At 63.7% G+C, this 24521-nt stretch carries 19 protein-coding genes and 1 riboswitch; of the genes, 14 read left to right on the plus strand and 5 right to left on the minus strand.

From position 1 onward, the window contains the following. Positions 1-66: 66 nt before the first annotated feature. Together fgd and cofD are read right to left on the minus strand one after the other, a co-directional pair. Positions 67-1056 (minus strand): glucose-6-phosphate dehydrogenase (coenzyme-F420), encoded by a 990-nt coding sequence (fgd, locus tag HT051_RS05395; protein WP_174541085.1) that lies wholly within the window; start codon positions 1054-1056, stop codon positions 67-69. Positions 1057-1059: 3 nt separating this feature from the next. Next, positions 1060-2007, minus strand: a complete 948-nt coding sequence (cofD, locus tag HT051_RS05400; RefSeq protein ID WP_174541086.1) for a 2-phospho-L-lactate transferase — start codon at positions 2005-2007, stop codon at positions 1060-1062. 1157 nt (positions 2008-3164) lie between these two features. On the opposite strand from cofD, the gene HT051_RS05405 reads away from it, so the two are divergent. The 12 genes from HT051_RS05405 to thiC all read left to right on the plus strand — a co-directional run bounded on the left by HT051_RS05405 (position 3165) and on the right by thiC (position 17459). Next, a complete protein-coding gene (locus HT051_RS05405; protein ID WP_174541087.1) occupies positions 3165-4631 on the plus strand; it encodes a nicotinate phosphoribosyltransferase in 1467 nt (488 codons plus the stop codon). 93 nt (positions 4632-4724) lie between these two features. Further along, positions 4725-5192 (plus strand): hypothetical protein, encoded by a 468-nt coding sequence (locus HT051_RS05410; RefSeq protein WP_174541088.1) that lies wholly within the window; start codon positions 4725-4727, stop codon positions 5190-5192. Continuing rightward, the gene (locus tag HT051_RS05415) at positions 5185-5718 is read left to right on the plus strand and encodes a pyridoxamine 5'-phosphate oxidase family protein (protein ID WP_208454390.1); all 534 of its coding nucleotides are present in this window, start codon (positions 5185-5187) and stop codon (positions 5716-5718) included. The genes HT051_RS05410 and HT051_RS05415 overlap by 8 nt, the downstream gene beginning before the upstream one ends. A 29-nt stretch (positions 5719-5747) precedes the next feature. Further along, positions 5748-6533 carry a glutamine amidotransferase gene (locus HT051_RS05420; protein WP_174541090.1) on the plus strand — a complete coding sequence of 262 codons (786 nt, stop codon included), beginning with the start codon at positions 5748-5750 and terminating at the stop codon, positions 6531-6533. A gap of 43 nt (positions 6534-6576) precedes the next feature. Then, positions 6577-7509, plus strand: coding sequence for a ribose-phosphate pyrophosphokinase (locus HT051_RS05425; RefSeq protein WP_174541091.1), 933 nt, complete (start codon positions 6577-6579; stop codon positions 7507-7509). A 144-nt stretch (positions 7510-7653) separates the two neighbouring features. Beyond that, the gene (locus HT051_RS05430) at positions 7654-8745 is read left to right on the plus strand and encodes a LacI family DNA-binding transcriptional regulator (protein ID WP_174541092.1); all 1092 of its coding nucleotides are present in this window, start codon (positions 7654-7656) and stop codon (positions 8743-8745) included. A 68-nt stretch (positions 8746-8813) separates the two neighbouring features. Next, positions 8814-9440 carry an HAD family phosphatase gene (locus HT051_RS05435; RefSeq protein WP_174541093.1) on the plus strand — a complete coding sequence of 209 codons (627 nt, stop codon included), beginning with the start codon at positions 8814-8816 and terminating at the stop codon, positions 9438-9440. Between the two features lie 57 nt (positions 9441-9497). Further along, positions 9498-10331 (plus strand): nuclear transport factor 2 family protein, encoded by an 834-nt coding sequence (locus tag HT051_RS05440; protein WP_174541094.1) that lies wholly within the window; start codon positions 9498-9500, stop codon positions 10329-10331. 134 nt (positions 10332-10465) lie between these two features. Continuing rightward, the gene (gene cofH, locus HT051_RS05445; RefSeq protein WP_174541095.1) at positions 10466-12889 is read left to right on the plus strand and encodes a 5-amino-6-(D-ribitylamino)uracil--L-tyrosine 4-hydroxyphenyl transferase CofH; all 2424 of its coding nucleotides are present in this window, start codon (positions 10466-10468) and stop codon (positions 12887-12889) included. Positions 12890-12935: 46 nt separating this feature from the next. Beyond that, the gene (locus HT051_RS05450) at positions 12936-14363 is read left to right on the plus strand and encodes an aldehyde dehydrogenase family protein (RefSeq protein WP_174541096.1); all 1428 of its coding nucleotides are present in this window, start codon (positions 12936-12938) and stop codon (positions 14361-14363) included. A 62-nt stretch (positions 14364-14425) separates the two neighbouring features. Continuing rightward, positions 14426-15346, plus strand: a complete 921-nt coding sequence (locus HT051_RS05455) for a ribokinase (RefSeq protein WP_174541097.1) — start codon at positions 14426-14428, stop codon at positions 15344-15346. Positions 15347-15389: 43 nt separating this feature from the next. Next, a riboswitch (TPP riboswitch) is annotated at positions 15390-15500 on the plus strand. 84 nt (positions 15501-15584) lie between these two features. Further along, on the plus strand, positions 15585-17459 hold the full coding sequence (thiC, locus tag HT051_RS05460; RefSeq protein WP_174541098.1) for a phosphomethylpyrimidine synthase ThiC: 1875 nt from the start codon (positions 15585-15587) through the stop codon (positions 17457-17459). Positions 17460-17553: 94 nt separating this feature from the next. Here thiC and cofC read toward each other — a convergent pair whose 3' ends face one another. Next, the gene (gene cofC / locus HT051_RS05465; RefSeq protein WP_174541099.1) at positions 17554-18207 is read right to left on the minus strand and encodes a 2-phospho-L-lactate guanylyltransferase; all 654 of its coding nucleotides are present in this window, start codon (positions 18205-18207) and stop codon (positions 17554-17556) included. Next, complete coding sequence (gene cofE / locus HT051_RS05470) at positions 18204-18983, minus strand: coenzyme F420-0:L-glutamate ligase (RefSeq protein WP_174541100.1); 780 nt, start codon at positions 18981-18983, stop codon at positions 18204-18206. The genes cofC and cofE overlap by 4 nt, the downstream gene beginning before the upstream one ends. Positions 18984-19833: 850 nt before the next feature. Between cofE and HT051_RS05475 the strand changes: the two genes are divergently transcribed. Then, positions 19834-21300: a nicotinate phosphoribosyltransferase gene (locus tag HT051_RS05475; protein WP_174541101.1), complete on the plus strand. Its 1467-nt coding sequence runs from the start codon at positions 19834-19836 to the stop codon at positions 21298-21300. Positions 21301-21577: 277 nt separating this feature from the next. Here the strand turns inward: HT051_RS05475 and HT051_RS05480 are convergent, their stop codons facing one another. After that, complete coding sequence (locus HT051_RS05480) at positions 21578-22759, minus strand: acyl-CoA dehydrogenase (protein WP_174541102.1); 1182 nt, start codon at positions 22757-22759, stop codon at positions 21578-21580. A 592-nt stretch (positions 22760-23351) separates the two neighbouring features. On the opposite strand from HT051_RS05480, the gene HT051_RS05485 reads away from it, so the two are divergent. Further along, the gene (locus tag HT051_RS05485) at positions 23352-24518 is read left to right on the plus strand and encodes a CaiB/BaiF CoA-transferase family protein (RefSeq protein ID WP_174541103.1); all 1167 of its coding nucleotides are present in this window, start codon (positions 23352-23354) and stop codon (positions 24516-24518) included. The last annotated feature ends 3 nt before the right edge of the window (positions 24519-24521 follow it).

Here is a 24521-nt window from a genome sequence, read left to right on the forward strand (position 1 = left end):
GGAAGCGGGCGCGGAGCGGAGGTGGACGGTTCCGCTCCGCGCCGGTCCGAGACTGCTCTGGGGTCGTCAGCGCAGTCGCGGCATAACATGCTCGGCGAAAAGACGCATGGCGCGTTCTTGATCGGGGCCAGGGAAATGGAACACCAGATGGTCGAAACCGAGCCCGGTATAGAAGCCGATCTTCTCCACCGCGGTCTCCGGATCGGAGGCGACGATCCAGCGCGAGGCGGCACGCTCGATGGGGAGCGCATCGGCCATGCGCTCGAAGTCGAGCGGATCGTCGGTGTTCATCTTCTCTTCCGGCGTGAGCGCGAGCATGCCCCAGTAATGGGTATCGTGCAGGGCGCGTTCGGCATCGGTGTCGAAGGAGAGTTTGATCTCGATCATGCGCTCGAACGGGCCGGCCTGGCTTTTGCGCTGCTCCAGTCCGGTCGCGACATTGGGGAGCAGGGTCTCGGTATAAAGCTCCGGCGCCTTGCCGCTGGTGCAGATGAAGCCGTCATTGCGGCCGGCGAGCTTGGCCATGTAAGGCCCGGCAGCGGCAACGTAGATCGGCACCGGGATCTCGGGGTGCTCGTAAATCGTCGCCCGCTCGGTCTGATAATATTCGCCGTCGAAGGAGACGCGCTCTTCGGTCCAGAGCTCGCGGATGAGCTTGATGGCTTCGCGGAAGCGGGCGGTGCGCTCCTTCTGGATCGGCCATTCGATGCGGGCCGCCGGCACCTCGTTGAGGGATTCGCCGGTGCCGACGCCGAGGATCACGCGGCCGGGAAACATCGCGCCCAACGTGGCGAAGGCCTGGGCGACGATGGAGGGGTGATAGCGGAAGGTCGGGGTCAGCACGCTGGTGCCGAGGGTCATGCGCGAGGTCATCGCGCCGGCCGCGCCGAGCCAAGCGATGGAGTTCGGCGCCTGGCCGCCGTGATGGCGCCAAGGCTGGAAGTGATCGCTGATGAAGGTGGAGTCGAAGCCGAGCTCTTCGGCGAGCACGGTGAAATCCAGCAAAGGCCGCGCGGCGAACTGCTCGGCGGAGGCCTTATATCCAATCTTCGGCATTGCTTACGTCCCTCGTTTCTCTTTGACGAGATCCAGACAGATGCGCGCCAAGGCGAGGCGCTCCTTGTCCGAATGCATGATGGTGGGGGCGGTTCGGATGCGCGGGTTCTGCGCGGCGAGATCCGCATCCGCTTCGTCGGCCAGAACGATGTCGGCGAAATCGACGTAAAGCTCGGCGATGGTCGCGGCAGACGGGGCGTGGCCCATCTCGCGCATCATTTTCGCAGCAGGACCTTTCAGGGCGCTTCCTGCAACGATCGGCGAGACCGCCACGACCGGGCAGTCCAGCGTGGCCAGCGATTGGCGCAACGGCTGGACCGCAAGCATCGGCGCGATGCTGAGATAGGGATTGCTCGGGCAAAGGATGACGCCGGCAAGGGAGGGGCTGGCGAGGGCTTGCGCAATCTGCGGATTGAGGCGCGCGGTCTCGGCGCCCTCGAAGTGCACCGCCCGGACGGCGGGCGCGCAGCGGCGGCGCACGAAATAATCCTGGAAGGCGAGGGGGCCTTCATCGGTCTCGACCACGGTGCGCAGCTTATCGTCGGTGATGGGCAGGATTTTGGCTTTCACGCCGAGGCGCGTCGCCAGCTCGGCCGTCACCGCGGTGAGGGAGAGGCCCTGGTCGAGGCGTGCGCGGCGCAGGAGATGCAGGGCGATATCTTTATCGCCGAGCAGGAACCAATCGTCGCCGCCGAGGCGGCGCAGCTCGTCCAGCACGCCCCAGCTTTCGGCTTCGCGGCCCCAGCCTTGATCGCGGTTGGCGAGACCGCCAAGGGTATAGAGCACCGTGTCGAGATCGGGCGAGATATGCAGCGACAGATGCTCGAAATCGTCGCCGACATTGACCGCGATGCGCAGCGCGCCTTCGGGAAGCGTCTTGGCCAGGCCGTCGGCGAGCTTGGCGCCGCCGACCCCGCCGCAAAGCGCAAGGTAGTGAGGAGCATCGCGCATCGGTTTCTTCCCCGGGCTGTCGGAGGAAAGCATAGGGGGTTCTGAGCCCGTCTGGGGCGCCCCGGCGGCTTTGCCGCGGGTGCCGGCGGGATGCGTCTCGCAGCGACGAGGATCCTGCCGGAGGGCGGGTCTCCCACCGGAAACGGCAAGCGTGCGCAGTGCCTGCTCCCGGCGGGAGAGAGGGAACGGAAAATCATGCGGTGGCGGGCAGCTCGATGCGGGATGCCGCGCGGTGTTGCACCCGGTGGAAACCGCCCCTTTCATCTTGCTCGCCCCTTTCCGTTCGACGCCTGAAAGCCTTAAGTCGGCTCGCCAGCGCAGCCAAATTCATCAGCCTAATATGAAACGTTTCAATTCACGTTCCAAAGAAAGGCCGAGGGAAGCTTATTTGCACTTCCAACGGCCTGGCCGGTGTCGTTCGATGTCGCTCAAGCGATTGATTTAGATGACGAAATCGTCGCAATCCGCAGTTTCAACCGACGCCTGAAACGACCGGCTGCCGCCCTTTACTTACAAGAGATCGGCAGCCGTTCCTCTGTTTCGCCGCGGATGTTACGGAGCATGTTTGCAGCCTGTCAATATGATTGAAGCATTGGGGCAAGCATATCGGTGCTTGTGCGCATTGACCGCAAGCTCGACTGCCAAAAAAACGAGCGTTCAGACATTTTGCAGCCAAAACCGGTATCGGGCCGTAAAAAACGCGTGTTTATGCCGATTTAGGAACTGCCGAGCTGCGGCGTAAACACGCTAAACATGCATCGCGATAAGAGGCAGCCGAAGATTGTATTCAGCCTCCCGGCGGCGGCTTGGCGTGTGTCTTTCTTCATGCCGCTTAGGCGGCAAAAAATCATCTATACCAGTGCGATAACCCGATTCCTGCGGTGTCGGGCCGTGCAGTGTGACGGCGGATCTCGAGGCGTCGCGACCGGATGCGCCGATGCCTCTCTCCTTAGCGTCATGCATAAATTTCCAGCAGGCTAAGCCGCAAATTTCGCCGCCCATTGCTTTGACAAATGAAACGGTTCATAAGAGCGTTTCGGTGGGTGCCGTGTTTGGAGCGTGCCGGGCGGATCCCTTTGCAGGCACGGGCAGGACATAGGCGGAACTGGAGCCGGCGCACCATGAGATCGGTGCCTCACGGATCGGAGTTTAAGGGAATGTCGACACCATCGTGGTTTCACAACGTCATTCTGAACACGGATAATTATAAGCACTGCCATTACGCGATTTATCCGGAAGGGACGGAATACGTCTCCAGCTATATCGAATCGCGGGGTGGAGCGTTCCCGGCGACGCTGTTCGTCGGTCTTCAGGCCTATCTTCGGGAATATCTGATGACGCCTGTGACCTTGGAGCATATCGACGAGGCGGAGGCGCATTGCCGGGAGATCGGGATGCCGTTCAACCGGGAGAACTGGATGGGGGTGCTGAACGATCACGGCGGCTATCTGCCGGTGGAGATCGAGGCGGTGCCGGAGGGCACGGTGGTGCCGACGGGCAATGTGCTGGTTCAGCTGATCAACACCGATCCCAAATATTGGTGGGCGACGAGCTTCTTCGAGACGGCGCTGCTTCGGGCGGTTTGGTACCCGACGACGATCGGCACGATCAGCTGGATGTCGAAGGAGATCATCAAGCAGGCCTTCGCGCAGACCTCCGACCATCCTGAGATCGTCCGCCATATCCTGCACGATTACGGCGCCCGGGGGGTGAGCTCGCAAGAATCGGCGGCGCTGGGCGGTCTGGCGCATCTTGTGAACTTCAACCAGTCGGACACGGTGCCGGGGGTGGTGGCCTCCAAGCGCTACTACAATCACGTGACGCCGGCGCTGTCGGGTCCGAACTCCGAGCATGCCTCGTTCACGGCCTGGGGGCCTGAGAACGAGGCGGCGGTGATGCGGCACATGATCGACATGTACCGGGACTACGGCGTGGTGATCTTGCTGACCGACTCTTACGACCACGAGAACGCGGTGAAGAACATCATCGGCAAGGAGCTGAAGGAGACCATCGAGGCGGGTCCCGGGCTGATCGGGGTGCGGCCCGATAGCGGCGATCCGGTTCAGGTCACCGCCGAGACCACCGAATGGCTGATGGAGGCGTTCGGCTACAGCGTCAACTCCAAGGGCTACAAGGTTCTGCCGGACTTCATCCGCACGGTGCAGGGGGACGGGGTGACCATGTACAGCCTGCGGGACATCTATATCGAGATGGAGCGGCGGGGCTTGGCGGCGGACAATGCGGTGTTCGGCATGGGCAGCGGTCTGTTGCAGCAATGCAATCGCGACACGCTGAACTTCGGGCAGAAGGCCAATGCGGCGAAGGTGAACGGCAGCTGGGTCGACATCTTCAAGAAGCCGACGGGGGCGGCGTTCAAGGCCTCCAAGCGCGGCCGCCTTGCCTTGAAGGCGGAGAACGGCAGCTACGTCACCGTGCCGAAGGACTCCATCGCGCCGGAGGAGAACCTGCTGCAGCCGGTGTTCCGCAACGGCAAGCTGCTCAAGAAATGGGACTTCTCCGAGCTGATCGAGCGCTCCGAGCAGCCCGTCCCGGAAAGCTACTATGCCGAGATCGTCCAACCCATGGTCGAGGCCTTCCAGACACAAACCGCTCAATCCGCTTGAGGGGACGCGGGCGCAAGCAAACCGAGGATGGGGGCCGGGCGGCCCCCATCTGCACTCAATGTTCTTAAGTCATGATCGAAGGATGAGGAGCCAATGACGCTGGATCCCTATGCGACGAGTGAGACGCGCTTTCCGCGCGTGATCACCATGTCGGAGATCGAAACCATGCCGCGCCTGAAATTCGAGGACGGTATCGGCACTGCGATCTTCCTGTCTCAGGAGCGAGACGATGCGCGGTATTTCCGCCAGGGCATCTGTTTTCAGGAGCCGGACCACACGCCGTATAACTGGAAGCAGGCCGATTTCGACGAGACCCATTACTGCCTGAAGGGGTTGATCCGGCTTCGGATCAAGGATGCCGAGGGGCGCGAGGTGGTGTTCGAGGCGACTGTCGGCGAGCACATCTATCTCCCCGCCGGCTACGAATACACGCTGGAGCCGACAGGCGTGGAGACGATGTTCTTCTGGAGCAGCGGGCCTTCGCCGCGCTGCGGCCTCGCCGAGCTTCCCGAGTACAGCCAATCCCTGACCGATTTGCGTGGAGACCTGATTGATGACTAAGGCATCGGAAACCAGCCCGCTGACTCCAATTCACGGCATGACGGGGGCGAAGCGCTGGGCTTTCATCAAGCGGCAGCGCACCATCCGCCTGGCGACCGCCAATGCCAACGGCAATATCTATCTGACGCCGCTTTGGTACGTGGTGATCGGCGAGCGCATCTTCCTGCCGCTGGATGCCGGCAGCCGCCACGCCAAGAATGCTGGGGCGGGCCGCTCGCTCTCCGGCGTGATCGATGCCGGCGACGAATACGCCACCGTGCATGGCGTGAGCCTGGCCGGAACCTTGAAGCCGGTGGAGGACGAGAAGCTTACCGAAGAGGTGATGCAGCTCGTGTTCGAGAAGTATTTCTACGAAGGCCATCCCTATGCCGAGAACTATTTCCTGTTCGGCCGTGCCGCCGGCCGCAAGGTCGTCGAGCTGGTCGTCGAGAGGATGGTCGGCTGGGATATGCGTGAGAATGCGCTGCCTCCGATGCCCGAAGCGCGGGTTCTGCCCGACTTCGTCAAGGACCGGCGTCTTTCCTAGGGATTGGCTTTCACTAAAGGAGAAAATCCATGGCGGATTCGACGTCGCCGCGGGCGCGCGTGCTTGTAGTCGGGGAATCCTGGATCAAGCAGACGACCCATATCAAAGGGTTCGATCACTTCGTGACGGTCGAGTATGAGGAGGGCGCAGGCGTCTTTCTGAAAAGCCTCACGGACGCGAATTTCGAGGTCACCTATATCCGCGCTCACGAGGTGTCGCAGCGCTTCCCGACCACGCTGGAAGGGCTTCAGCTCTATGACGCCATCGTGCTGAGCGATATCGGCTCGAACAGCTTCCTGCTCGCCGACGAGACGTTCTTGCGCTCGGAGGTCAGCATCAACCGGCTTTCGCTTCTCGCCGACTATGTGCGCGGCGGGGGCGGGCTGGTGAAGATCGGCGGCTATATGTCGTTCACTGGTATCGACGGGCGCGCCCGTTTCGGCGCCACGCCGCTGGCCGACGTGCTGCCGGTGGAGATGCTTCCCTATGACGACCGGGTGGAGCTGCCGGAAGGGCTGAAGCCGACGGTGCTGGAAGCGGGGCATGCCGCGATCGGCGAGACGCCTTCGGATTGGCCGATCCTGCTCGGCTATAACCGGACGCTTCCCAAGAAGGGCGCCACGGTGATCGCGCAGATCGGCGCTGACCCGCTTGTTGTGGTGGACGAGGTCGGCAGGGGCCGGGTGCTTACCTTCGCCTCCGACGTTGCCCCGCATTGGGCACCGCCGGAATTCATGGCCTGGCCGCATTATGCGGAGCTATGGACCTCGATGGTCGGCTGGGCCGCCAAATCGGAACTGGTGGGCGCCGCGTAGGAGACCGCAATGGCCGGCGTGCAGACACAGATGGGATCGGGCGATGAAGCTGCTTTCCTGCAATAGCAATCGTCCGCTCGCCGAGGCCATCGCTTCGGAGCTTGGCGTGCCGCTCGCCTCGGCGAGCGTGCGCCGGTTCTCCGACATGGAGGTGTTTATCGAGATCCACGACAATATGCGCGGCGAAGACGTCTTCATCGTCCAGGGCACCGGCTATCCGGCCAACGACCATCTGATGGAGCTGCTGATCATGATGGATGCGGCGCGGCGCGGCTCGGCCCGGCGGATCACCGCGGTGATGCCGTATTTCGGCTATGCCAGACAGGACCGGAAATCCGGACCGCGGACGCCGATCAGTGCCAAGCTGGTGGCCAATCTCCTGGAGAAGGCGGGGGCCGACCGGGTGCTGACCCTGGATCTCCATGCCATGCAGATCCAAGGCTTCTTCGATATTCCGGTGGACAATCTCTATGCCGCTCCGCTGTTCAAGCGCGATATCGACGAGCGCTTCGGTAACGCGCCGCTGGTGATCGTTTCGCCCGATGTCGGCGGGGTGGTGCGGGCGCGGGAAATCGCCCAGCGCCTGGAGGTGCCGCTCGCCATCATCGACAAGCGGCGCGAGCGGGCCGGCGTTTCCGATGTGATGAACGTGGTCGGCGACGTTGCGGGCAGCGACTGCATCCTCGTCGACGACATTATCGATAGCGGCGGCTCGCTGTGTAACGCGGCCGAAGCGCTGATCGAGCGGGGCGCTCGCTCGGTCGAAGCCTATGTCACCCACGCGGTTCTGAGCGGCGATGCGGTGGCGCGGGTCGAGAGCTCTCCGTTGAAGCAATTAACGGTTGCGAATACCATTCGCGCCAGCGAGCGCGCAGAAGCCTCTTCCCGGATTCGTCAGCTTTGTACGGGGAATCTTTTTTCCCGCGCCATCTATGCGGTGGCCAATGAGAGTTCCGTTTCGTCGCTTTTTCACTAATGTGAGGCCCTGGATTGAGCGTTCCTATCCATATCCCGACATCGTCCGCCGCTGCTCGGCGCCGCTTATGCCGGCGTCGAATCCCGGCTGCGGCGCGGCGTGTCGAATGTGGCCTTGAGGGCAAACAAGACGCAGGTAGCGCCGATGGCGAGTGACGATCAAACGCGGACATTGGGCAACGGGCAGAAGCCGCCTGCCAAGAGCGAGGCGAAGGGCGCTTCGGCAAAGCGGCGTCCGACGATCCGCGAGGTGGCGCGTGCCGCCGAGGTTTCCATCGGCACGGTGAGCGCCGTCATCAACGGGGCGACCACGGTCACCGAGAAGACCCGCCAGCGGGTGCAGCGCTGCATCACCGAGCTCGGCTACGAGCCGAACACGGCGGCGCGCAGCCTGAAGCGCCAGCGCAGCTCCTCCATCGGCATGGTGGTTCCGGATCTGCAAAACCCGTTCTTCGCCGCCGTCGCGGAGGGCGCGCATAATATCGCCCGCAAGAACGACGTGTTCGTCGTGCTCGGCGCCACGGGCGCGGAAAGCCGCTGGGAGGAATATTACTCCCAGTCGCTTCGCGCGCGCCGGCTGGACGGGATGATCCTGCTGTCGGGTTCGGGCCGTCCCAATGTCGGGTTGGTCAAGCTGGTGGATTCGGGCTCGGTGGTGTTCGTCGACGAAACCATTCCGGGGCTGGATGCGCCTTTCGTCTCGGCGGAGAACCGCAAGGGCGCTCGGCTTGTGGCGCAAGAGCTGATCGGGAGGGGGCACCGCAAGGTGGCGATCGTCGGCGGGCCGACTTGGCTGTGGACCAGCCAGCAGCGGCTTGCCGGATATCGCGAGGCTCTCGCCGGGGCCGGGATCGACCCCGACACCGTGCCGGTTCTGAGCGGCGATTACACCGAGGATTCCGGTTACGCGGCAACGAAGGAGCTGTTCGAGCGCTACGGCCCCGGCGCGCTGACCGGCATCATCTACGCCAACGATCTGATGGCGATCGGCGGGGCCAAGTTTCTCAAGGAGAAGGGCGTCGCCATCCCGCAAGACGTTTCCATCGTCGGTTTCGACGACATCATCTCGGCGAAGTATTTTTCGCCGCCGCTCACCACCGTGGCGCAGCCGGGATTCGAAATGGGGCAGGCGGCCGCGGAGATCCTGCTGCACAAGGTCGGGCTTTTGGACGAGCCGGAGGTGACGGTGTTCCCGACCGAGGTGAAAGTGCGCCAGTCGGTGGCTCAGCTGAAATAACCACAGAGCGAAGCAATATATGGCCGGGGCTGCGATCCCGGTGAAACGTTTCGGATTTAAAGGCAGTTATGACCAAGCTTCACGTTTTCGATATGGACGGCACGATCCTCGAAGGGTCGGCCTGCGTACATCTTTCCGACCATCTCGGCCGGTTGGAAGAGATCAGCGTGATCGAGGAGGGGTGGGGTCGCGGCGAGGTCGGCCATATCGAGTTTTACCAGCTGTGCCAGCCGCTCTGGGTCGATCTGTGCGCCGAGGATATCGCCACGGTGTTCGAGAAATCGCCCTGGCGGAAAAATGTCGAACGGGTGTTCAAGGACATCGCGGAGCGGGGCGAATTCAGCGCCGTGGTGACGCTGTCGCCGCTGTTCTTCGCCGAGATGCTGCTGCAATGGGGGGTGACCTCCGCTCATGGCGCGCCGATCGGGCCGGGCGAGGAGGTGGATCCGGAGCTGGTGCTGACGCCGGACCATAAGGTGCCGATCGTCCGCCGGCTGATGGAGGAGCATGGGGTGGATGAGTTCTCCTGCGTCGCCTATGGCGATTCCTCCTCGGACATTCCGCTGTTTGAAACGTTTTCCAACACAGTGGCCGTCAACGGCTCGGACACGCTCAAGGGCCTGGCGACCAAGCATTACGAGGGCGACGATATCTGGGAGGCCTATCAGCTCGGGCGCAGCCTAATCGGCGGCTAGGCATTTTGCGCCGCGCCCGGACTGCCTTCCGTTCCCCTAAGAGTTTCGAGGACTGAAATGACTGTATTGCATGAGCGTCTCGCCGTTTCCGGAGACCGGATCGACCGGAAGATCGATGTGCTCGGCGTCCATCCGATCGGCGAGTGCCAGGTCAAGCTCTATGGCGCGCTCCATGGCGCACCTGGCGCTGAGGCGATTTCTGCGGAAGAGGCGCGCGATGCGGCCGCGCGTGCGCTGCAGGCTGAGATGTCCGACTGTGCAATCGGGTTCGCGGTGATGCGCAAGGAGGCTGACGGGATCGATGTTTTCGCCGGCGGCTGGAGCGGCGGCGAGGCGTCCTTGATGCAGCGCGCGGTCCGTCTCGGCGAGGCGGTATTGCCGATTAACGCCACGCCGCTGGCGGTCTCCGCCGTGGTAGCGCATGAAATCGAAGCCTTTTTGGCGGCGCTGGAGACCCATGGCGACCGGAGCGATGTGGAGGCGACCTATCTTGCCGATTGGTATGGCGGCGACGGGCCTGTGGTGCCGGAAGCGACGATGCGCACCACGCTGGCGCGTTTCGCGCAAAGCTGGGCGCGCGGCGATATCGACGGGCTGATGGAGGCAATGAGCGCTGCTCCCTCCTACCGGACCTCGGGCGGGGCGCAATTCGATGGGCCGGATGCGGTGCGCGAAGGACTGGCCAAGATCTGCAAGCCGGCGCCGGAAGGCACGCCGCCCCCGAAGCTTCCCGAGGAGATCTACTTCTTCGGCAATAAGAGCCTGTCTTACTGGTCGTTGCCGCTGCCGGGCGCCGATGGCGAGACGGCGGAGGTGCTTGGCCTCGATGTCATCACCTATGACGATGCGGGACGCATCGCGGTGAAGGATGCCTATCGCAAGCTGCGATAGGGGCTAGGTGGCAATACGCTTCGGGCCCGGCCCGGAGCGTCGAGTGAACCGTTTCTCTTTCTGCTGCGGTTCGCAAACATTTCGGTGACATGTTTGGTTGCTAGCCATGAGATAGAGCGTGGTTTGGTTTAAAAATGAAACGATTCGAATTTGATCGATCTTCATATTTTGGCGCTGCCGGCGGCGGGCTGAGCGACGCCGAGGCGTTGAACCTCGCCGAGACGGACGACCTGCCTGCGCTGATGGCGGCCGCGGCGGCCATTCGCGACCGGTCGCAGCCCGAGCTGATCACCTATTCGCCGAAAGTGTTCATTCCGCTGACTCAGCTCTGCCGGGATGTCTGCCATTACTGCACCTTCGCGAAAGTGCCGCGGGACGGGCGCCCGGCCTATATGAGCCCGGACGAGGTGTTGAAGGTCGCGCGGCAAGGCGCGCGCGCCGGATGCCGCGAGGCGCTGTTCACTCTCGGCGAGAAACCGGAGACGCGCTATCGCGCCGCGCGCGAGGCGCTGGATGCGCTCGGCTTCGCGACCACTATCGATTATCTGCATCATGTCGCCGCGTTGGTGCTGAAAGAGACCGGGCTGCTGCCGCATCTCAATCCCGGCACGCTGCAGGAAGACGAGATGGCTTTGCTGCGGCCGGTCTCCGCCTCTATGGGGCTGATGCTGGAGAGCACCTCGAAGCGGCTTTGCGCCCGGGGCGGTCCACATTTCGGCAGTCCGGACAAGGATCCGCAGCGCAGGCTTGAGACCTTGCGCCTGGCAGGCGAGGCGGGGGTGCCGTTCACCACCGGCATTTTGATCGGTATTGGCGAGACAAGGCGGGAGCGGATCGAGTCGCTGCTGGCGATCCGTGAAAGCCACGAGCGCTACGGGCATATCCAAGAGGTGATCGTGCAGAACTTTCTGCCGAAGCCGGATACGCGCATGGCCGCCCATCCGCCGGCGGACCGGGACGATCATCTTTGGACCATCGCGGTGGCTCGCCTGATCCTCGGGGCCGACATCCATCTTCAAGCCCCGCCCAATCTCTCGCCCGAGCATGGGGCGGAGCTGATCCGCGCCGGCATCGACGATTGGGGCGGCGTCTCGCCGGTGACGGCGGATTTCGTGAACCCGGAGGCGCCCTGGCCGCAGATTGAGACCCTTGCCGCGCTGAGCGCGAGTGAGGGTAAGACCCTCGTCCCGCGGCTTGCGGCCTATCCGGATTATGTGGACGCGCCGAGCCGCTGGTTTGCCCCTGCCGTGGCGACGGCGGTGCTGCGCCTGCGCGATGGCCAAGGCTATGCCCGCGACAGCGAATGGTATCCGGGGCTGGATATGCCGGTACCGCAGGTGCGCAAGGGATCGCCGGCCACGGTGCCCGACGATATCGCAGGCATTCTTTCCGATGCGGAGGCGGGCGCGTCTTTGTCCGAAGCGGAGATCGAACGGCTATTCTCGGCCCGCGATGCCGCTTTCCATCTGGTCTGCGAGACCGCGGACCGCATGCGGCAGGAGGCGAATGGCGAGCGCGTCCACTACGTCGTCACGCGCAATATCAACTACACCAATGTCTGCACCTATGGCTGCCGCTTCTGCGCCTTCTCCAAGGGCAAGACCTATGAGGATCTGCGGGGCAAGCCCTACGATCTCGATATGGCGGAGTTCGGCCGCCGGGTCGCGGAGGCCTGGGAGCGCGGCGCCACCGAGGTCTGTCTGCAAGGCGGCATTCATCCCGACTACACCGGCGAGACCTATCTCACGATCCTGCGGACCGCGAAGGCCGCCGCGCCGGGCATCCATGTGCATGCCTTCTCCCCGCTGGAGGTTTGGCAGGGCGCGCGCACGCTTAAGCTTTCGCTTGCCGATTATCTCGGCGCGCTGAAGGACGAAGGCCTCGCCTCGCTGCCGGGGACGGCGGCGGAGATCCTCGATGACGAGGTGCGCAACCAGCTCTGCCCCGACAAGATCACAACGGGCGAATGGTTCGCGGTGATGGAGGCGGCGCACAGTCTCGGGCTGAAGAGCACCGCCACCATCATGTACGGCCATATCGAGCGGCCGGTGCATTGGGCGCGCCATCTGGTGCGGCTCTGCGAGCATCAGAGGCGCTTCGGCGGGTTCACCGAGTTCGTGCCGCTGCCCTTCGTCGCCCATGAGGCGCCGATCTTCATGAAGGGGCTGTCGCGGCGCGGACCGACTTGGCGCGAAGCGGTACTGATGCATGCGGTCGGCCGCATCGCGTTGCATCCCTTCATTGCCCACGTCCAGACCTCGTGGGTGAAGATGGCGCCGGCCGGCACCCGCGCCTGCCTCAATGCGGGCGCCGACGATATGGGCGGCACGCTGATGAACGAAAGCATCACCCGCGCCGCCGGCGCCACGCACGGGCAAGAGTTCTCGCCGCAACAGATGAACGCGCTGATCCGCGAGGCCGGGCGCATTCCCGGTCAGCGGACGACGCTCTATGGCGATGTGGCCGATGAGCGGATCGAGGCGTCGTTCGCGGCGCCCGAGCTTCTGGAGATGGTCAACACACCGCTGCGCCGCCGCGAACGCTCTTTCCGCGTTTGAGACGGCCAGCACTCACTCACTTCGACTTCACAAGGGACTTAAGCTTATGGCTCACGAAAAACAGTTCTATATCGGCGGCACATGGGTGGAGCCGGAAGGCACCGGCACCATCGATGTGATCGATCCGTCCAACGAGCAGGTGCTGACGCAGATCGCCGCCGGCGGTGCGGCCGATGTCGACAAGGCGGTTGCCGCGGCGAAGACGGCGTTTCCCGCCTTCTCGCAGACCACGGTGAAAGAGCGGCGCGACCTGCTCGCCGCGATCCTGGAGGAATACAAGAAGCGCTACAGCGATATCGCAGCGGTGCTTTCCAGCGAGATGGGTGCGCCGAAGGAGCTGGCGCAAACCGCGCAGACCTGGATCGGCCAGGCGCATTTCGAAGAGATCCTGCGGGTGCTCGACAGCTTCGCGTTCGAGTATCAGAAGGGCAATATGCGCGTCGCCAAGGAGCCGATCGGCGTGGTCGGCATGATCACCCCGTGGAACTGGCCGCTCAATCAGGTGGCCTGCAAGGTGGCGCCGGCGCTCGCCGCGGGCTGCACCATGGTGCTGAAGCCGAGCGAGGTCGCGCCTCTGACGGCGCTGATCATGGCCGAGATCATGGATGCGGCCGGCGTTCCGGCGGGCGTGTTCAATCTGGTCAATGGCGACGGCGTCTCCGTCGGTGCGCCGCTCTCGGCCCATCCGGGCGTCGATATGGTCTCGTTCACCGGCTCGACCCGGGCCGGCATTCTGGTGGCCAAGGCCGCCGCCGATACGGTGAAGCGCGTGCATCAGGAGCTTGGCGGCAAGACGCCGAACGTGCTGCTGGAGGATGCCGACTTCGCCGCCGCGGTGCCCCATGGCGTTGCCACCTGCTTCGGCAATAGCGGCCAGACCTGCAACGCGCCGACCCGCATGCTGGTGCCGCGCAGCCGCCAGGCCGAGGTCATCGAGCTGGCCAAGGAGGCCGCGAGCGGCTTCGTCACCGGCGATCCGCAAAGCGAGAATTCCAATCTCGGTCCGATCGCCTATGGGGCGCAGTATGACAAGGTGCAGAACCTGATCGCGGCGGGCGTCGAAGAGGGTGCCACGGTGGTGACGGGCGGTCCGGGCCGTCCCGACGGGCTGGATAAGGGCTATTATGTGCGGCCGACGGTGTTCGCCGATGTGACGCCGGAGATGCGCATCGCTAAGGAAGAGATCTTCGGCCCGGTGCTGTCGATCATGCCGTATGACAGCGAAGAGCAGGCGGTCGAGATGGCCAACGATACCGAGTACGGGCTCGCCGCCTATGTCTCCTCCGAGGATCGCGATAAGGCGGAGCGCGTCGCCCGCCAGCTGCGTGCCGGCACGGTCTTTATCAATTGTCCCGATTTCGATATCGCCGCGCCGTTCGGCGGCTACAAGCAGTCGGGCAATGGCCGCGAATGGGGCGATTTCGGTCTCGAGGAGTTTCTGGAGATCAAAGGCATGGTCGGCTACCGCGCGTAGCCGGGACAAAAGATCGGAGGGGGCCGCGTTCGCCCCCTCCGCTTCGCAAGGAAAGCGCTTCCATGATCACGGTGCTGGGCTCGGTCAATCTGGATCTGGTCGCCACGGCGGACCGGCTTCCGGTGCTCGGCGAGACGGTGACCGGGTCTTCCTTCCTCACGGCCCCGGGCGGCAAGGGTGCCAATCAGGCGCTCGCCGCCCGCCGGGCCGGCGCATCCGTGCGCATGGCCGCGGCTGTGGGTAGGGACGATTTCGCCGCCTCGGCGACGGCGCTGCTGCGCGAGGCGGGCGTCGATATGTCGGCGGTGAGAAGCGTGCCTGCGCCGACCGGCACGGCGCTGATCCTGGTCGACGCCAAGGGCGAGAACATGATCACCGTGATCCCCGGCGCCAATGCCAAGCTTTCGCCGGCGGATGCGGAAAGAACCGTCGCCGCCATGGCGCCGGGCGATCTTCTGATGCTGCAGCTGGAGACGCCGCTCCCGACGGTGGAGGCGGCGCTCGCCGCGGCGCGGCGCAAAGGCGTCACCAGCATCCTCAACGTGGCGCCTTACGTCGCTGACGCCGCGGCCCTCGCGCGCCAGGCCGATATCGTGATTGCGAATCGTCTGGAGTGCTGCGGACTGCTCGGCCGCGAGGACGACGAGGCGTTTGCCCTGGAGGAGGCGCTGCTGGCGCTTCACGGCGAGGTTGGGGTGAGCATCATCGCAACGCTCGGTGCCGACGGCGCTCTGGCGATCAATGAACAAGAAGCGATCCGCGCCGCGAGCCTGGCGGTATCGCCGCTCGATACGGTTGGGGCGGGAGATACGTTTTGCGGCTATTTCGCCGCCGGAATCGACCGCGGGCAGAGCTTTTCCGAAGCGCTTTCGAGGGCGGCATTTGCCGGCGCTCTCGCCTGCCTGAAGCCCGGCGCGCAGACGGCGATTCCGACGGCGGAAGAGGTCGAAAGCCACGCGACGCAGGCGGCGCATTCGTTCTGAAGCCGTGGCATTTGACAAGCCGCCGCGACGCGTAGACAGTCGCACCTATTCCTAGGGGGGTCCCGAGACCGGGGGCTGAGATAGGGCGCGCTGTTCCTGACCCTTAGACCTGATCCGGCTCATACCGGCGGAGGGACAGGAAGCATGGCACGACACATTCAGCACCATATTTGGCGGTCGCCGCCCATTCTGATTCCCACTCTGAGTCGGATCTCATCTTTCTCAGAGGAGGTTCGATATGAATGGGATTGCCGATCCAAACACATTCGATCCGGCGGCACCGGAAACGGTGACCACCGGGCCGGTAACCGGCTCGCGTAAGCTTTACGTCGAGGTTGGCGGAGAGGCGCGCATTCGCGTGCCGGTGCGGGAGATTCCGCTTTCCGACGCCAATGAGCCGCCGGTGCGGGTGTACGATTCCTCCGGCCCCTACACGGAAGAGGGCTGGACGGTCGATCTTGCAAACGGGCTCAAGGGCCAGCGGGAAGACTGGCTCGCAAAACGCAATTTCCCCAGCGTCGCGCCGCGGGAGGTGAAGCCGGAGGATAACGGCTTTGCCGGGGCCAAGCTGGCGGCGGCCTGTCCGGCGGAGCGCGTCGTGCGCCGGGCCGAGCCGGGGCAGATGGCGACGCAATACGAATTCGCCCGGGCCGGCATCGTCACCGAAGAGATGATCTTCGCCGCGCATCGGGAAAATCTCTGTCGTCAGCAGATGCTCGAAGGCGCGGAAGCAGCGCTGGCGCAAGGCGAGAATTACGGCGCGGCGATGCCGCCCTTCATCACGCCGGAATTCGTGCGCGACGAGATCGCGCGCGGCCGCGCCATCATCCCGGCGAATATCAATCACCCGGAGCTGGAGCCGATGATCATCGGCCGGAATTTTTTGGTGAAGATCAACGCCAATATCGGCAACTCCGCCGTCACCTCATCGGTCGCCGAGGAGGTGGAGAAGATGGTGTGGGCGATCCGCTGGGGCGCCGACACGGTGATGGACCTGTCCACGGGGCGGAACATCCACAACATCCGCTCCTGGATGATGCGCAACGCGCCGGTGCCGATCGGCACGGTGCCGATCTATCAGGCGCTGGAGAAGGTGGGCGGCGATCCGCTGGAGCTCGATTGGGAGGTGTTCAAGGATACGCTGATCGAGCAGGCCGAGCAGGGGGTGGATTATTTCACCATCCATGCCGGGGTGCGGCTCGCCTATGTGCCGCTGACCGCCAAGCGCGTGACCGGCATCGTCAGCCGGGGCGGCTCGATCATGGCGCGCTGGTGCCTCGCCGGGCATCGGGAGTCGTTCATCTACGAGCATTTCGACGAGATCTGCGACATCTGCCGCGCCTATGACGTCTCCTTCTCGCTGGGCGACGGGTTGCGGCCGGGCTCTATTGCGGATGCCAACGACGCGGCGCAATTCGCGGAGCTGGAGACCATGGGCGAGCTCACCAAGGTGGCTTGGGAGAAGGGCTGCCAGGTGATGGTCGAAGGGCCGGGCCATGTGCCGATGCACAAGATCAAGGAGGATATGGACAAGCAGCTGGTCGACTGCCACGAGGCGCCGTTCTACACGCTTGGGCCGCTCACCACCGATGTCGCGCCGGGCTACGACCACATCACCTCCGGCATCGGCGCGGCGATGATCGGCTGGTACGGCACCTCGATGCTCTGCTACGTGACGCCGAAGGAACATCTCGGCCTGCCCAACCGGGACGATGTGAAGACCGGAGTGATCACCTATAAGATCGCCGCTCATGCCGCCGATCTCGCCAAGGGACATCCGGCGGCGCAGCTGCGGGACGATGCGATCAGCCGGGCGCGGTTCGACTTCCGCTGGGAGGATCAGTTCAACCTGTCGCTGGATCCCGATACGGCGCGCAGCTTCCACGACGAGACCTTGCCGAAGGACGCCCATAAGGTGGCGCATTTCTGCTCCATGTGCGGGCCGAAATTCTGCTCGATGAAGATCACCCAGGATCTTCGGGCCGAGGCTTTGGCCATGGAGGAGGCTGGGGTCTCCTTCCTTACCGACGAAGAGCGCGAGGCCGGCATGCAGGCGAAGTCGGAAGAGTTTCTCGCCGAGGGCGGCAAGCTCTATGTGGACGCTGCCGAGTAAGCGGTTCGGAGCTTCGAGATTAAGTCGGGGCGGTGGGCTTGGCTCACCGCCTCTTTTTATCGCGCCGGCTTCTTATTGCGTCGGCTTCGTGCCGCTACGACGCTGCGGCGGCAGGCTTGGCCAGGGCCAGGTCGAGAGGAAGGTCCGATCCGTCCCGGCTGGCGCACCAGGTTTCGAGATCTTCCGGCGTATCGAGATCGAGGCCGAGGCCGGGGCGCGCGACGATCTCGACGCCGCGCTCGGTCTCTCCCAGCATTGCGAGATGCTTTTGGAAGCTGTCGGTACCGAATTGGAATCGTGGCGTTTCCGGCCCGTGCCAGAGAAGCGCGTTGGTGCCGTCGCGTTCGCGGTCCGGGGCAATTACGTTGCGGGTTTTTCCGGCCTCGATGAGCGCTTCGAGATCGGGCTTTGCCAGACGCGGCAAGTCGGCGGGCAGGTAAAGGATCGACGATGCGCCATCGCGGAAGGCTTGCGCCGCCGCCTCGGTGAGGGCAATGCTCAGCCCGTCACCTGGGGCTTCGGTTTCGGGTAGGGCGGTGGCGCCGGCACCATGCGCGATCTCGGCGATTTCCGGAGAGCGCGTCACCACGCGGACCTGAGCGGTTGCGGGGAATCCGGTGGCCATGGTCAGGGTGCGGCGGAACAGAGCCTCGGCCAGGGCCTTGCGCTGCGGCGTGGAGAGAACCGGCGACAGCCGGGTCTTGGCCACATCGAAGGGCTTGGCAGGAATGAGGGTGACCAGGCTCATCGAAACAGGTCCATCTCTCTAGGGCGCAAAAGATCCTCGGCTTTGCCTTCGCCTGCGGGAGCGGAAAATCCGCGGATCAGCGCGGCGGGGCGGCCTTCGGCAGCTTGGCCCATAACCAGCGAGGCGGCGGCGGCCAGCTCGTCGGCAATGCCCACCGTGGTGGCTTGCAAGGTCCGGCCGAACATATCCGGCTGTCCGCAAAGATCGGCATGAGCGACAAGACCGCTGGCGCCGATCGCGGTGCCGACGGTGCCGTTCCGCCAGGCGCGGCCGATACTATCATTGATGATCACAGCGACGGCGTGGCCGCATGCCGCGGTAAGGCTCGCGGCGAGGCGTGCGGCGCTGGCATCGGGCTCCTCGGGCAGCAGCAGGACCGATTCCTCCGCGTCCGGCGCGCCGACATTGGAAGCATCGATTCCGGCATTGGCCAGCACCAGGCCGCGCCGGTCTTCGACGACGATCAGGCCGGGACGGAGGCGCACCACCTCGCGGGATTCCCGCAGGATCAGCTCGACCACGCGCGGGTCCTTCTCGGTCTCGGCGGCGAGATGGCGGGCGCGCTCGCTTGGCTCGACGTCGCTCAACTTCACGGTGCGGCCCTCGGCCTTGGAGACGATCTTCTGGGCCAGGACGAGAATATCTCCGGCGCGAGGCGCGATCTCCATGCCGTGAAGCGCCGCCATCAGGATGGCAGTCAGATCGTCTCCGGCTTCGATGCGGCCGATACCGTCGAGCGCGGCGATCTCCAGGCGGCTGGTGGGCTGTTTGGTCATTTGTTTTTCGCCTTACCGGATGCGGGTGAAAAATATGTGGTGATGCGAAAGGCGCGGGCCGCGTCTCGCCGGTGCAGATCGCGCTGACGCCTTGCGATATGTGGGGGCGTTTGAACCGGCGCTCTGGCGCAAGGGCAAGATGCCTTATCGCCCCGCCCGGCTCAATCGACCCCATTCGGCTACACATTCTCAGGCCAATTATGAAACGATTCAATATTCTTCGAATTCTGGATCTGTTCGGTTGGCGGAGCCCGGATTTCCGCGACACGGCGACCGGGTATGCCGGCAAGATGCCCGTGTTCATTTTAAAGGCTGTCTCAAATATTGTTCATTTCATTCAGGGCATTGATGAGTACATCCCTGGATCTTGGTCGCCAAGATCGGGAAACAGTGTGATATGTGGAGCGCCGATAGGCGTTCTGCCGCCATGAATACAGAGGAAAGCTGCATTTTTGGCCGGATGTCTGTCCAGAGGGCGTGAAAATTCGGCAGAAAAAATGGGCAGAGCGCGATTTGTGCCGTGGCGCGCCGCTTTCGGCACTTGTTATTGATATTCAATGCGTTGATCGAAATCCGCGTGCTTGCGCCTGTCACATCAATGCACGGGGCTGCCGGACTTCTCCCCAAACAACTTCATTCATGAGCAGAGACGCCAAGAAATTGGGCAGCGTTGCTGCCAAAACGCTTTGACAAGTGAAACGTTTCAGTCAAGCCTTTTGGTCAAGGCCGAAAGGCTGCGTGCCGCGAAACCGGCATGCGTCGGCGGTCACGGTGCGGCGTGGGTTGCGCCGTTCTGCAGGAGAAGAAGACGTTGGCGGCAGCTGGCGTGAACGGATCGGAGTTTAAGGGAATGTCGACACCATCTTGGTTTCACAACGTCATTCTGAACACGGATAATTATAAGCACTGCCATTACGCGATTTATCCGGAAGGGACGGAATACGTCTCCAGCTATATCGAATCGCGGGGTGGAGCGTTCCCGGCGACGCTGTTCGTCGGTCTTCAGGCGTATCTTCGGGAGTACCTGATGACGCCTGTGAGCTTGGAGCATATCGACGAGGCGGAGGCGCATTGCCGGGAGATCGGGATGCCGTTCAACCGGGAGAACTGGATGGGGGTGCTGAACGATCACGGCGGCTATCTGCCGGTGGAGATCGAGGCGGTGCCGGAGGGCACGGTGGTGCCGACGGGCAATGTGCTGGTTCAGCTGATCAACACCGATCCCAAATATTGGTGGGCGACGAGCTTCTTCGAGACAGCGCTGCTTCGGGCGGTGTGGTACCCGACGACGATCGGCACGATCAGCTGGATGTCGAAGGAGATCATCAAGCAGGCCTTCGCGCAGACCTCAGACCATCCTGAGATCGTCCGCCATATCCTGCACGATTACGGCGCCCGCGGGGTGAGCTCGCAAGAATCCGCCGCGCTGGGCGGTCTGGCGCATCTGGTGAACTTCAACCAGTCGGACACGGTGCCGGGGGTGGTGGCCTCCAAGCGCTACTACAATCACGTGACGCCGGCGCTGTCGGGTCCGAACTCCGAGCATGCCTCGTTCACGGCCTGGGGGCCTGAGAACGAGGCGGCGGTGATGCGGCACATGATCGACATGTACCGGGACTACGGCGTGGTGATCTTGCTGACCGACTCTTACGACCACGAGAACGCGGTGAAGAACATCATCGGCAAGGAGCTGAAGGAGACCATCGAGGCTGGTCCCGGGCTGATCGGGGTGCGGCCCGACTCTGGCGATCCGGTTCAGGTCACCGCCGAGACCACCGAATGGCTGATGGAGGCGTTCGGCTACAGCGTCAACTCCAAGGGCTACAAGGTGCTGCCGGACTTCATCCGCACGGTGCAGGGGGACGGGGTGACCATGTACAGCCTGCGGGACATCTATATCGAGATGGAGCGGCGGGGCCTTGCGGCGGACAATGCGGTGTTCGGCATGGGCAGCGGTCTGCTGCAGCAATGCAATCGCGACACGCTGAACTTCGGGCAGAAGGCCAATGCGGCGAAGGTGAACGGCAGCTGGGTCGACATCTTCAAGAAGCCGACGGGGGCGGCGTTCAAGGCCTCCAAGCGCGGCCGCCTGGCGCTGAAGGCGGAGAACGGCAGCTACGTCACCGTGCCGAAGGACTCCATCGCGCCGGAGGAGAACCTGCTGCAGCCGGTGTTCCGCAACGGCAAGCTGCTCAAGAAATGGGACTTCTCCGAGCTGATCGAGCGCTCCGAGCAGCCCGTCCCGGAAAGCTACTATGCCGAGATCGTCCAACCCATGATCGAGGCCTTCCAGACACAAACCGCTCAATCCGCTTGAGGGGACGCGGGAGATTTGGTCTAGGGCTGTCCCACTGGCTCTAGGCCCTCTCGGGGCGGGCGCCAACCTGCGGTATGCCTCTGCCCTTGCGAGACGCTGGATTTCAAGCTCTGCTTCCCACCAGCGTCTCGCTGCTTTTCGGTCTTCCCCGGCGGAGGGAAGAGTTGCCAAAGAAAAAGCGCCGGCCGAAAGGCCGGCGCCTTTTCTTTTTGCGTTTGAGGTGGGATGTGGCGGGCGCGAATTGCCCCGCCGATTTTGGCCTGGCCTCGCGCGGGTCCTAGCAGAAGGCTTGGATGCCGGTGATGGCGCGGCCGAGGATCAGCCCGTGGATATCGCTGGTCCCCTCATAGGTGTTCACGGTTTCCAGATTGGCGGCGTGGCGCATGACGTGGAACTCGGCGGAGATGCCGTTGCCGCCATGCATGTCGCGGGCGGTGCGGGCAATATCCAGCGCCTTGGCGCAATTGTTGCGCTTCAGCATCGAGATATTCTCCGGCGGCAGGGTGCCTTCGTCGAACATGCGCCCGGCGCGCAGACACGCCTGAAGCCCGAGCGAGATTTCCGTCGACATTCCGGCGAGCTTCATCTGGATCAGCTGATTGGCGGCAAGCGGCCGGCCGAATTGCTGGCGGTCGAGGGTGTAGCCGCGGGAGGCCGCAAAGCAGGCTTCCGCCGCGCCGAGCACGCCCCAGGAAATGCCGTAGCGGGCGCGGTTGAGGCAGCCGAACGGACCTTTCAGGCCGGAGGCCTCGGGCAGCAGATTTTCTTCCGGGACCTCGACCTCGTCGAGCACGATCTCGCCGGTGATGGAAGCGCGGAGCGAGAGCTTCTCGCCGATCTTCGGCGTCTCGAAGCCTTTCATGCCGCGCTCCACGATGAAGCCGCGAATGGCGCCGTCATGGGCTTCGGACTTGGCCCAGACGATGGCGATATCGGCGATCGGCGAATTGGTGATCCACATCTTGGAGCCGGTGAGCTTGTAGCCGCCTTGCGTTTTGGTGGCACGGGTGCGCATGCCGGCGGGGTCGGATCCGGCATCGGGCTCGGTCAGGCCGAAGCAGCCGATCATCTCGCCGGTGGCGAGCTTGGGCAGATATTTCTGACGCTGCGCCTCGGTGCCGTAAGCGTGGATCGGATACATCACCAGGGAGGACTGCACGCTCATCGCCGAGCGGTAGCCGGAATCGACGCGCTCGATCTCGCGGGCGGCAAGGCCGTAAGCGACATAGCCGAGCCCGGCGCCGCCATAGGTTTCGGGGATGGTGCAGCCGAGCAGGCCGAGCTCGCCCATCTCGGACATGATCTCGCGGTCGAAGCGCTCCTCCAGATAGGCCGAGGTCACGCGGGGCAGCAGCTTCTCCTGGGCGTAGCGATAGGCGGTCTCCCGCACCAGGCGCTCGTCCTCGGTGAGCTGGCTTTCGATGTCGAACGGATCTTGCCAATCGAAACGCGGCCGCATGGATTTGACCTTTTCAGTCCCTTCTTCGGAAGAGATCGTCTGGGAGGTTTTCATTATCGCTCCGGTGGTTGAAAGCACTATTGTGGACGCAAAGCGCGGGCCGCTGAAACCGTATTTTTCCGGGGCCGGGTTTGCGCCGTCTCGATGAGATTGCGCTAGCAGGGGCGGCTTCGAATGCGGCCGCTTTGCCACTGCTCTTGCGTTTGCGACACCCTAGCGCGATCGGTGCATTGGGCAAGATTTTTCGCTGGTTTCGCGACCAAAATATCGCAGAAATCGGCGATCTAATCTGAACGCGCCAAGTTCATTTTTCGCCCATGCCGCGCCGCGGTTGGCGCTGACTTGTTCAGTTTTATCCCTGCGCCGGTGTTCATTTCAGACGGTGGCGGCCCGGGCGGGTTTTTGCACGCCGAACCGCAAAATTTCTCCTGGATGGTTTTGAGTCCTATGTCCTATTACTGGCCTCCCGCCACCTGGCCGGATATGTGCCGGGACCTCGTCTTCATTGCGAGGATTGCGGGATGGTTCTTGAAGCGCATGGATCGCGCCGGACGAAATCGCGATCTGCGCAAGCCCTCTTATGGAGAGATGAATGACGCGCCCGCTCGAAGGTCTGAAGGTTCTGGAACTTGCCCGCATTCTGGCGGGGCCTTGGACCGGGCAGCTTCTCGCCGATCTCGGGGCGGACGTGGTCAAGGTGGAAAGTCCGGACGGTGACGACACACGCGGCTGGGGGCCGCCTTTCGTCGAGGCCGCCGATGGGGGCGATCTTTCCGCCGCCTATTTCCATGCCACCAATCGGGGCAAGCGGTCGGTGACCATCGACTTCCGCACGCCGGAAGGCCAGGAGCAGGTGCGCCAGCTGGCGGCCAAGGCCGATATTCTGATCGAGAATTTCAAGCTCGGCGGCTTGCAGAAATACGGGCTCGATGCGCAGAGCCTGCGGGCGCTCAATCCGCGGCTGATCTATTGCTCCATTACCGGCTTCGGTCAGACCGGGCCTTATGCGCACCGGGCGGGCTACGATTATCTGATCCAGGGCATGGGCGGGCTGATGAGCCTGACGGGTACGCCCGACGGCGAGCCGATGAAGGTCGGGGTGGCTTTCGTCGACATCTTCACCGGGCTCTATGCAGCGGTCGGCGTTCTTGCCGCCTTGCGCCGGCGCGACGAGACAGGCGAGGGGGCGACCGTCGATATGTCGCTGCTCGATTGCCAGGTCTCGGTGCTGGCCAACCAGGCGCTGAACTATCTGGTCTCGGGCGATGTGCCGGGGCGGCTCGGCAATGCCCATCCCAATATCGTGCCCTATCAGGTGTTTTCGGTGGCCGACGGCTATCTGATCGTGGCGGTGGGCAATGATGCCCAGTTCCGGCGCTTCTGCGGCGTGATCGGCGCGCCCGAGCTTGCCGAGGATGCAGCCTTTGCCACCAACGCGGCGCGGGTGGAAAATCGCGACCGGCTGGTTCCGTTGCTTGCGCCTTTGGTAAATCGCTTCAATAAGACTGACCTCCTTGCCAAGCTGGAGGCGGAGAAGGTCCCGGCCGGACCGATCAACGATTTGGAAGAGGTGTTCGCCGATCCGCAGGTGATCGCCCGCGGGCTGCGGCTGGATCTCGCCGAGCCCGACGCTGCGGGAGGGAGCATTCCGAGCGTTCGCTCGCCGATCGTCATCGATGGCAAGCCGATGGCGGCGGAGCGGGCGTCGCCGCAGCTCGGCGCCGACACCGAAGCCCTGAAAAAGAACCAAATCTGGTAATCG

The organism is Methyloligella sp. GL2 (assembly GCF_013341275.1).
Lineage (GTDB): Bacteria > Pseudomonadota > Alphaproteobacteria > Rhizobiales > Methyloligellaceae > Methyloligella.